Raw genomic sequence first — 10,625 nt, forward strand, 5'->3', positions numbered from 1 at the left:
CGAGCGCTGCTCGCCCTGCAACTGGAATGGCACTTCAGCAAGGACGACTTGCTGATTCAGTACGCCAGCCGCGCCCCGTTTGGTGGCAACATCGTCGGATTGCGTGCCGCGGCCTGGCGTTATTTCGGCCGGGAGGCGGCGGCGCTGAGCTGGGCAGAGGCTGCGTTGCTGGCGGTGCTGCCCAATGCCCCCGCCTTGATCCACCCGGGCCGAAACCGCGAGCGCTTGCTGGCCAAGCGCAATACGTTGCTGAACGATCTGCACGAGAGGGGGGAGCTGTCGGCCACCGACCTGAAACTGGCCTTGCTGGAGCCGCTTCCCGATGCGCCGCGACGGTTACCCGGCAGTGCCGACCACCTGCTTACCTCACTTTCCTCTCGCAGTGGGCAACACCTGTTCCACACCACCCTGGATGCCGACCTGCAACGCCGGGTGCGCGAGCTGGCGCGCCAGCATGGCCAGCGGTTAGCGGGGGAGGGGGTGCATAACGTGGCGGTGGTGGTGATCGACCACACGGAATTGGCCACCCGGGCCTACGTGGGCAACATGACCCACGGTGATGCCCGCGAATACGGGGCCGCCGTGGATATCGCCCGTTCGCCGCGCTCCACCGGCAGTGTGCTCAAGCCCTTGTTGTATGGATTAATGCTCGATGACGGCCTGCTGCTGCCTGACACTCTGGTGCCGGATTTGCCCACCAACTACGGAGGCTTCAGCCCGGAAAATTTCGATCACGAATACCGTGGTGCCGTCCCGGCCCATCAGGCGCTTAGCCAGTCCCTGAACATTCCGGCTGTACGCATGCTGCGTGAATACGGGCTCGGCCGTTTTCACAGCCAATTGCAGCGCATGGGCATGAGTACCCTGTTCCGCGGTGCGGAAGAATACGGCCTCACTCTGGTGTTGGGTGGCGCGGAAGGCACGCTCGATGAACTGACGGGCATTTATGCGCGCTTGTTTGCCAGTGCCATGCGGGCACCGTCCTACCCGGTGGCAACGCTGCAGCCGCTATTGGCCGGGCGGGAATCTGCTCGCCCGGTGCTTAGCCCGGGGTCGGCCTGGCTGACGCTGGATGCCCTTCGTGATGTGGCTCGCCCTGGCACCGCCCGCCAGTGGCGGCTGTTCAGCTCCAGCCAGCCCATCGCCTGGAAAACCGGCACCAGCTATGGCCTGCGCGATGCCTGGGCTATCGGCAGTAACGGCCGCTACACCGTGGGTGTTTGGGCCGGTAACGGCAATGGCGAGCCGGCGCCCAGCCTGGGGGGCGCGGCCACCGCTGCACCGCTGATGCTGGATGTGTTCAGCCTGCTGGGGCCAGCGGCCTGGCCGGAACCGCCACTGGCAGACCTGAAGACTGTGCATGTGTGCAGTGATGATGGCTATCTGGCCGGCGGTCGCTGCCCCACGGAGGAGCGGCTGGCCCCGCTGCACAGCCATTTTGAAACGGTGACGCCGTACCATGTGCGGGTGCATCTGGACGATAAGGGGCAGCGGGTTCACAGCCAGTGCGAGTCGGTCGATGCCATGCGCCACCGGGACTGGTTTGTGCTGCCGCCGGGGCAAGCCTGGTTCTACCAGCGCCGCCACCCGCACTACCGGCCGCTACCCGCCTGGCGCGACGATTGTCTGGCCGGGGCGCGGGCCATGAATAGCGCACCGCCCATGGCGTTGATTTACCCCCATGCGGGCACGGCGATTTATATTCCGGTGGAGCTGGATGGCCGGCTGGGCAGGGCCGTGTTCCGTGCGGTGCACCAACGAGCGGATGCCACGCTCTATTGGCATCTGGATTCTGCTTATCTGGGCGAGACCCGTCATTTCCACGAATGGGCACTCACCGCCGAGCCCGGCTGGCATACCCTGACGCTGGTGGATGATCAGGGCTTTCGGTTAAAGCAGCGCTTCAAGGTGCTGGGAAAGTGAGACGCTTCACGCCGGCATGCTACACGCAACCATGCTGCCCAATCCTTTTCCCGCTTGCGGGAGAAAGACAGTGTTCATTGTCGGATTACGGCCTTCGGCCTCTCTGTGCCCTTGGGTAAATTCGACCTACAAAACCCAAGCATCAAGTAGGTCGAATTAGCCTGAAAGGCGTAATCCGACAAGCAATCTGGATGAGGTTTTTCTCCTTGGGGTAGGGGATGAGCGCAGCGAATTAAAGAAGCACACACATCCACCGCGCCTTTTTCACGTGAATCTGATAAACAAGGACTCTAAGCGCAACGAACGGGGCCAAGGATGAAGCACCTGCACTATCACACCTGCAATCTTTGCGAAGCCATGTGCGGTATTGAAATAGAGCACTGCGGCGATGACATACAAGCCATTCGTGGCGACAAGGCCGATTCGTTCAGCCGTGGCCATATCTGTCCCAAGGCGGTGGCCCTGCAGGATCTGCACAACGACCCGGACCGCCTGCGCCACCCGGTCAAGCGTACCGCCGATGGCTGGGTGCCGATCAGCTGGGAGGACGCCCTGGACGAAACTGCCCAGAGGCTGCACCAGATACAGGAGGAACACGGCAAGAACGCGGTGTCCCTGTACCTGGGCAACCCCACGGCCCACAACCATGGTGCCTTGTTTACGCTATTGCCGTTCACCCGGGCGCTGAACACTCGCCAGCGCTATAGCGCCACCTCTGCGGATCAGCTTCCCCATCAGTTGGCCACCTACAAACTGTTTGGCCACCAGGCGCTGTTCCCGATCCCGGATATCGATCGCACGGATTACTTCATGGTTATCGGGGGCAACCCGGTGGCGTCCAATGGCTCGATCATGACGGTCCCTGACGTCAAGAACCGCATCAAGGCCTTGCAAAAGCGGGGCGGGAAAATGGTGGTGATCGATCCCCGTCGGACCGAGACCGCCAAGGTCGCCGACGAGCACCACTTTGTCCGTCCGGGGACCGATGTCTATCTGCTGCTGGCGTTGGTGCAGGTGCTGTACGCGGAATCGCTGGTGGCGCCGGGGCGGCTCGATAGTCTGCTCGACGGCAAGAAAGCGCTGGAAAAACTGGTCGCGCCCTGGACACCGGAGAAAGCCGCAGCGGCGGTGGGGCTGCCTGCTGCTGCCATTCGCAAACTCGCCCGTGACATTGCCAGTGCCCCCAGCGCGGCGGTGTATTCCCGCGTGGGCGTCACTACCAGCGCCCATGGTGCGCTCAGCGCCTGGCTGGTCTACGTGATCAATATCCTTACCGGTAATCTGGACCGGGAAGGGGGCGTCATGTTCACCAATCCGGCCTTTGATATCCTCGCCATGAGTGGCCTCAGCGGTGATACCGGCAGCTTCGACCGCTACCGCAGCCGGGTAAAGGGTTACCCGGAATTCGGCGGCGAATTCCCGGTGACCACCATGGCTGATGAAATGCTCTCCCCGGGGCTGGGCCAGGTGAAGGCGTTTATTTCCCATGCCGGCAATCCGGTGCTGTCCTGCCCGGATGGCAGCAAGCTGGACCGGGCCCTGGCCGGGCTGGATTTCATGGTCAGTATTGATTTCTATATCAACGAAACCACCCGCCATGCCGACATTATTCTGCCCCCCACCGGGCAGCTGGAGCATGGCCAGTTCGACCCGATTTTTCAGGCGGTGGCGGTGCGCAACGTGGTGAAATATACGCCACCGCTGGTGCCCCGGCCGGAAGGCATGCTGCATGACTGGGAGATTTTTCTCGGGCTCACCTCACGGTTGAACCGGCTTAAAGCGCGTACTCGTCGCAGCCGAGTGAAAGCGGCCGCCACCGACCGTTTTATCCGCAAGCTGGGTGACCGGGGGATTATTGATCTGGGCCTGCGCCTGGGCCCGTATGGCAGTGGCGGCAAGGCCATGGCCGGCCTGAAGAAGAACGGCCTGCATACGCTGCCCAATGTGGCCTGGCGCCTGTTGCGCGGGAAGGGTGAGGGGCTGACGTTCAAGCGCCTGCAAGCGGCTCCGCATGGTATTGATCTGGGGCCGTTGACGCCCATGCTGCCGCAGCGCCTGTTCACTCCGGACCAGCGCATCAATCTGGTTCCCGCACTTTACCACCGCGCCTTGCAGGGCTTGCCGGTGCCATCTGCTCCACAAGAGAATCAACTGCTGATGATTGGCCGGCGCCATATCCGCAGCAATAATTCCTGGATGCATAACAGTCAGCGCCTGATCAAGGGCAAAGGCCGTTTCACTGTGATTGTGCACCCGCACGATGCCCTGCGATTGGGAGTGGAAGAAGGAGCAGATGTGACGGTCAGTGGTAGCGCTGGCAGTATCAGATTACCGGCCAATATCAGCGACGACATCATGCCTGGGGTTATCAGTGTGCCCCACGGTTGGGGCCATGACCGCGAGGGTGTGCAACTGGAAATTGCCCGCTCTACCCAGGGCAGTAGTGTTAACGATGTGATCGGCACAGAGCGGGTGGAAGCGGTGACCGCCATGGCGCAGCTCAACGGCATTCCCGTAACACTGGCCCCTGTGACCCCATGCCAGTGAGTGTCGCTCCGTGGTGCCGGGTTGTGTTTATGGCCGGCTGGGTGCCGCTGGCCGGCGCAGCGGCGGTTACCGAAACCGATGCGTTTATGGCGAACGTGGAGAAGGGCAGCCATGCCCCCAACCTGGAAAAGGGTAACTGGGTGGTGGCGCCGATCCCCGTCTCGAACCCCACCATGGGCACTGGCTTGCAACTGGCGACCCTGTATTTGCACCCGTCTCGTGATGGCAACGGCGGCCCCAACCCCACCAGCGGTCTGGGCGCCATGTACACCGACACCGATAGCTGGGTGGTGGGCGCATTCCATCAGGACTATTTGCTGGATGATCGTTTGCGGGTAACGGCCGCTGCCGGCACCGGCTCCCTGAAGCTCAAATATTATGGCTTTGGGGGGGAGGGCTTTTTCGCCAACAATCCGCTGGATTACACCATCGACATGGCCATGGGGTTTGCCCGTGCCCAGTGGCGCTTGCCGCAATCCGATCACTGGTTCCTGGGCCCGGCGCTGATCTACTCGGACGGGGATGTGGAGATGGAATTCGATCAGCGTATTATCGGGCTGCCGGGGTTGAGCAAAAATATCGCCGTCGGCGGAGCGGGGATGGTGTTGACCTATGATTCCCGCGACAACAATTATTTCCCCACCCAGGGGATCAATTTCAGTGCCTCCTATTTTGATTTTGCCGAGGCCCTGGGCAGTGATTTCGACTACGGCAAAACCCGGCTGGACCTGAGCTATTACAAACAGCTGTTCCCGGATCTGGTCCTCGCCACCAACGGTGCGTGGGAAAGCACCTCCGGGCGGGCGCCGTTTTTCAATCAGGCGTCGGCCGGGGTGCGCGGCTATAACCGGGGCGAATACATGGATGACGATGCATTGAAAGCCAGCATCGAAGGTCGCTATTCGATCTTGCCGCGCTGGGTATGGGTGGGGTTCTACGATTATGGTTGGGTCAACGACGGGGATGAGCCGATTTTCCAGGGCAAGACCGCCCATAGCATCGGCACCGGCCTGCGCTGGCAAACCACCCCGAGCAAGCCTCTGCACATCGGTGTGGATGTGGCCTTCACCGATGACGATACCGTTTTCTTTATTCAGCTGGGCGAAAGTTTCTAACGCTTGAGCGGGCTTTCCGGTGCTTTGTCTGAATATCAGGTTACGCCTTTCAGGTTAATCGGCCTGCGAAACTGGATCTCACCACACCTGGGGCACTTTCTGCAGTTTTTCCAAGCTATAACCCCGGTCTTTGGCGGTATCCAGCAAGTGCTGGTAGACGCTGGCATCCAGTTGCGGGCTGCGCGCCATGATCCACAGATAATCCCGTTTCTGCCGTCCTACAATGGTGGTCTGGTAATCCGGGCTTACATACAACACCCGGAAGTCTGCCTTGAATGGCCAGAGAAACCGCATCTTCCAGATTGCCGGATTCTCGTCGCTGACAAAGCCGGTGGGGGCCATGGTTTTCAATTCACCGTCCGGGCCGTCTTTGCGGAAGGTGAAGGTGGTCGCAATTTCATTGGGCCCAGCCCGGCGATAGGTCTCGATGGCGTTATAGGCGCCTTTTTCCGGAAAGGTGGGAATATTGGCAATCACATACCACTGGCCCATGAAGCGGTCCAGATCGAGTGGACTCGCCACTTCAATGGGGTCAGTCGGCGTGGTCTGGCAGGCGTTGAGCATAATCAGGCTCACTATCAACAACATTGGGCGCATAGGTTTCTCCATGAAAGAGAGAATCGCATCCGCCGGTGCAACGCCGGGTGAATCTTGGTGATTCCGTAGGTCGACTTAGGCGTAGCCGTAAGCCGACAACCAAGCCTTGCTGCCCATCCACAATGGTTGAATGTCGGATTACGCCTTTCAGGCTCTCTGTGCCCTTGGGTAAATCTGACCTACACACACCCGTTACCCTTGAAAGTCCTCCACGTCATCACAACCCCTGTTAATACCTAACCGGAAAAGGAGAACCGCGTGAACGTTCTTATTGCAGGTGCAAACGGCAAAATTGGTCGCCGGCTGATTCCCCATCTGGTGGCAGACGATATCCACGTTACCGCCATGGTGCGCGATGCGGCCCAAGCCCAGTCTCTGAAAGAGCTGGGCGCCAACGATGTGGTGGTTGCCGACCTGGAGGGTGATTGCCGTGAGGCGTTGAAAGGGCAGAACACGGTGATTTTTACCGCAGGCTCTGGTCCTCACACCGGTCCGGAGAAAACCCTCGACGTGGATCAGAATGGCGCCATTGCGTTGGTGGATCAGGCGAAAGAGCAGGGTGTGGACCGCTTTATCATGGTCAGCTCCATGCGCGCCGATGACCCGGACAGTGGCCCGGAAAAAATGCGCCATTACTTTGAAGCCAAAGGCAAGGCGGACAACCACTTGCGCAGCAGTGGTCTGGACCATGTCATTGTCCGCCCGGGGCGACTAACAGAAGAGCCGCCGCTGGAGAAGGTTCGGCTGGAGACGAAAATAAAGGACTTTGGAGAAATCTCCCGCGAAGATGTCGCCAAGGTGCTGGCGGAAGTCACCCGGATGGAGATTCGCAATCAGGAATTTGATGTGATCACCGGAGAGACGCCCATCCGGGATGCGCTGCAAAACGTTTGAGGTATACATGTCGGCTTATGTCTTAAGGCTAAGCCGACCTACGGTAAGTATTGCCAAGGCGGGGTAGTGGTCGGTTTAGGCCGAAGGCCGTAAACCGACACCTCTTCGCTCTCCATTGGAAATTATCCCCTGAATTGTCTGACAATCGGATTGATCCCTCCCTCATCCTTCCCCTAGGTATAAAGAGGCCTGCGTCACCAATACGTATGAATTACGTAGAGTTAGTGCTGAAACCCATTCGCATTGCAGTAAACAAACTGTAAAATGCCGCTGCTTGTCATATGGATGACAAAAAAAAGTACGCATAATCCGCCCCTCGATGTTAGAACAGCTGGATAGGATGTCCTTAGTGCAGTTTTCTTTACAGCTCACCCGTTGGTGCCTCGGGGGCTTGGCCTTTGTGTGCGCCACCAGCGCACAGGCCGCTTCGCCCTGGGTGCCAGCCGGCGATCTATCCGCGCGCCATCATATCGAAGCGCTCCAGTCCCAGGGTTGCCTGGATGGCGTTACCCTCAGCTGGCCGATCAGCTGGGCCGCGCTGATGAAAAGCTACCGCCTTGCCCGTCACAGCCTCCCGGAAGCGGAAGCCAAACGTTGTGAAAACCAGCATGCCGCCTTCCTCGAAAAAGCCCTACAGCAGGCCCAGCAAAACACCCGTGGTGTTTCCATTGAACTGGGTGGCGCCAACCAGGAGCCGCTCTACACCAGCTTCGATACCCAGGTAGAAGACGAATTCACCAGCCAGGTGACACTTTACGGCATGGGTGATCGTTGGGCCGGGCAGCTGGCGGTGGGGTATGTGGATGGCGAGCGCGACAACCAGTATGTGCGTCTGGACGACACCTACCTGGCCGGCATCATCGGCAACTGGCAGCTGGGCGTCGGTGCTGTCGATCGCTGGTGGGGTCCGGGCTGGCAAAGCTCGCTGGCCCTGTCCAATAATGCTCGCCCGGTTCCCGGGCTATGGCTATCCCGACAAATGCCGCTGGCACCGGAAAGCCCCTGGCTTAGCTGGATCGGCCCCTGGGACCTGCAACTGATTGCCGGACAATTGGAGCACGACCGCGCTATCCCGGATGCTCGCCTGCTGGGCGCCCGCTTTGTCTTCAAGCCACTGGATTCCCTGCAAATCGGCTTGTCGCGCCTGGCGCAATGGGGTGGGGAAGGGCGTCCGCAGGGCCTGGATGACTTTTGGAATGCGGTTATTGGTCGCGATAACGGTGAAACATCCGGCCTGGAAGAAGGGCAGGACCCCAGTAACCAAATTGGGGGAGTGGATTTCCGTCTGTCTCTGAACCCGGGCGACGTCCCCCTCGGTATCTATGGACAATTCATGGGTGAAGACGAAGCGGGGGGCTTGCCCTCGAAGCTATCGTCTTTGGCTGGCGTGGATGTGGTCACCGGCTGGGGCAAGGGCTCCCAGCGCTTCTTTGTGGAAGCCACCGACACCGTTGCCGGTAGCTGGTTTAGTGACCGCCGCCACAATGTCATGTATGAGCATGGCACTTATAAGAGCGGCTTCCGCTACCATGGCCGTAACCTGGCCAGCACCTGGGAAGGTGACGCCCAGGCCGTTACCCTCGGCATTCAGCAGTTTTTCCGCCACGACGTGGCGGTGGCCCTGAGCCTGTCGCAAGCGACCCTGAACGAAGAGGGCGGGATACGCGCGGTGGTCACGGAAGATGGCGACGCTATCCTTCAGGCCGTTGAAGAACAGGACATCACCCTGGCCGAATTACGCATTGGCCACCCTTTATTCGGCGGCCGCCTGAACTGGCTGCTTTCTGCTACGGATGAACCCGTAGTGACCTATGAAGAGCGGGAGCGGTTCACCGCCGGCCTTCAGTGGACCCGCCACGTGAATTGGTAACAGAGTTTATGCAGGTATCTATGAATCCTTTCGGGAAATTTCTGGCTGTTGGCCTCCTGGCTTCGTTGGCAGGCTGCACGGTTGTGCCGGGCTCCCACATTTCCACGTCGCCGGGCTGGTTCCTCGATGAAGACGAAAGTGCGGAAGAGGCCGAACCCCTGCCGGATGTGGTGCAGGTGCATACCATTACCACCAATGTGCTGAAAGCCGAGCCCCAGGACAAAGCCAAGCCAGCCCCGGTATTGCTCGAAGAACCGGAAGATTACGATTACGTGGTCGGGCTCGGTGATGTGCTGCAAATCACGGTGTGGGATCACCCGGAACTGACCATCCCGGCAGGCTCCATGCGCAGCCCGTCCGAGTCCGGTAACTGGGTACACAACGATGGCACCATCTTTTACCCCTATGTCGGCAAGATCAAAGTGGTCGGCCTGCGTGTCACCGAAATCCGTGACCTGATCGCCCAGCGTATTGCGGAATACATCGAAGATCCGCAAGTGGATGTGACCATTGCGGCTTTCCGTAGCCAGCGGGTGTATGTGTCCGGTGCGGTCAAACAACCCGGCGCCTACCCGGTGACCAACGTGCCGCTACGCCTGCTGGATGCGGTGAATTCGTCCGGCGGCTTGACCGAAATGGCCGACTGGAACGATGTCACCCTTACCCGTAACGGGCAGGAATATACCCTGTCGTTGAAGGCGGTCTACCAGGAAGGCAACCCGGCCTACAACGTGTTGCTGCGTCCCGGTGACGTGGTCCACGTGGCCCGCAACGATGACAACAAAGTCTTTGTGTTGGGTGAAGTGGGTGAGAATCAGCCCGTACCCATGACCCGTAACGGCCTGACTTTGGCGGAAGCCTTGTCTGCATCCGGCGGTTATACACAAGACACTGCGGATGCCCGTGGCATCTTTGTACTGCGCCGCGCGCCGCAGGGGAGTGATCACCTGATTGACTTGTATCAGCTCAATGCCAAAGACGCTACCGCCCTGATTCTGGCGGACGGTTTCGATTTGCAAAGCCGCGACATTGTCTATGTCACCGCCGCGCCGCTGGCCCGCTGGAATCGCGTAATCAAGAATATTCTGCCGACCTTCCAGACCATTTACTACGGGGCGCTGGCGTCAGACCGGATAAGGGATTTGGACGAGTAATGTTTAATCGCATCTTGGTGGTGTGTGACGGCAACATCTGTCGCAGTCCCACCGTCGCCGCCATGCTGCGGGAGCTGAAGCCGGAAAAAGCCATCTCTTCTGCGGGCCTGGTGGGGCTGGTGGGTCAGGACATGGAAGCGACCGCCCGGGCGGTGGCGGAAGAAAACGGCCTGGATTGCGGCGCGCACGTGGCCCGCAAGCTGGACAGCGAACTGTGCCGCGACAGCGATTTGATATTGGTCATGGAAAGCCGCCAGAAGGAACGGCTGGGTAGAGCTTTTCCCGAAGCCAGCGGCAAGACGTTCCTGCTTAGTCACTGGAATGGCGGCCACGACATCCCGGACCCCTACAAACGCGGCCGGGATGCCTTTGAAAGGATCTACCCGCCCATGCGCGAAGCCACAAAAGCCTGGGCCGAAAAACTGTAAGGGCAACACCCGGGAGGGCTCCCTTCCAGAGCGCGATTAGACGATTGTAGGAGTTCCCTTCCAGGGGACGAACCAAGCGTCAGCGCGGAGATAGCCC

At 59.9% G+C, this 10,625-nt stretch carries 8 protein-coding genes; 7 read left to right on the top strand and 1 reads right to left on the bottom strand.

The window, feature by feature from the left end; translation table 11 throughout:
* The 3 genes from pbpC to ADG881_RS16545 form a co-directional block, all read left to right on the top strand.
* Positions 1 to 1,923 (top strand): penicillin-binding protein 1C (gene pbpC, locus ADG881_RS16535; RefSeq protein ID WP_039927563.1); only part of this gene is annotated, 1,923 nt, incomplete at its 5' end.
* A 315-nt stretch (positions 1,924 to 2,238) separates the two neighbouring features.
* The gene (locus ADG881_RS16540) at positions 2,239 to 4,470 is read left to right on the top strand and encodes a molybdopterin-dependent oxidoreductase (protein WP_007148608.1); all 2,232 of its coding nucleotides are present in this window, start codon (positions 2,239 to 2,241) and stop codon (positions 4,468 to 4,470) included.
* Positions 4,461 to 5,585: a BamA/TamA family outer membrane protein gene (locus ADG881_RS16545; protein WP_083787494.1), complete on the top strand. Its 1,125-nt coding sequence runs from the start codon at positions 4,461 to 4,463 to the stop codon at positions 5,583 to 5,585. Before ADG881_RS16540 ends, ADG881_RS16545 begins: the two co-directional genes overlap by 10 nt.
* A 78-nt stretch (positions 5,586 to 5,663) precedes the next feature.
* On the opposite strand, the gene ADG881_RS16550 is transcribed toward ADG881_RS16545, so the two are convergent.
* Entirely contained in the window at positions 5,664 to 6,182 is a 519-nt protein-coding gene (locus tag ADG881_RS16550; RefSeq protein WP_050760180.1) for a lipocalin family protein, read from the bottom strand.
* Positions 6,183 to 6,440: 258 nt separating this feature from the next.
* Here ADG881_RS16550 and ADG881_RS16555 point away from each other — a divergent pair, with 258 nt between their 5' ends.
* The 4 genes from ADG881_RS16555 to ADG881_RS16570 all read left to right on the top strand — a co-directional run bounded on the left by ADG881_RS16555 (position 6,441) and on the right by ADG881_RS16570 (position 10,528).
* Positions 6,441 to 7,076 (top strand): SDR family oxidoreductase, encoded by a 636-nt coding sequence (locus tag ADG881_RS16555; protein WP_007149536.1) that lies wholly within the window; start codon positions 6,441 to 6,443, stop codon positions 7,074 to 7,076.
* Positions 7,077 to 7,416: 340 nt separating this feature from the next.
* A complete protein-coding gene (locus ADG881_RS16560; protein WP_083787495.1) occupies positions 7,417 to 8,946 on the top strand; it encodes a capsule assembly Wzi family protein in 1,530 nt (509 codons plus the stop codon).
* Positions 8,947 to 8,966: 20 nt separating this feature from the next.
* Positions 8,967 to 10,100: a polysaccharide export protein gene (locus ADG881_RS16565; protein WP_007149474.1), complete on the top strand. Its 1,134-nt coding sequence runs from the start codon at positions 8,967 to 8,969 to the stop codon at positions 10,098 to 10,100.
* Positions 10,100 to 10,528, top strand: coding sequence for a low molecular weight protein-tyrosine-phosphatase (locus ADG881_RS16570; protein WP_007149667.1), 429 nt, complete (start codon positions 10,100 to 10,102; stop codon positions 10,526 to 10,528). The genes ADG881_RS16565 and ADG881_RS16570 overlap by 1 nt, the downstream gene beginning before the upstream one ends.
* The last annotated feature ends 97 nt before the right edge of the window (positions 10,529 to 10,625 follow it).

This window comes from Alcanivorax sp. DG881, assembly GCF_000155615.1.
In the GTDB taxonomy this organism is placed as follows: Bacteria; Pseudomonadota; Gammaproteobacteria; order Pseudomonadales; family Alcanivoracaceae; genus Alcanivorax.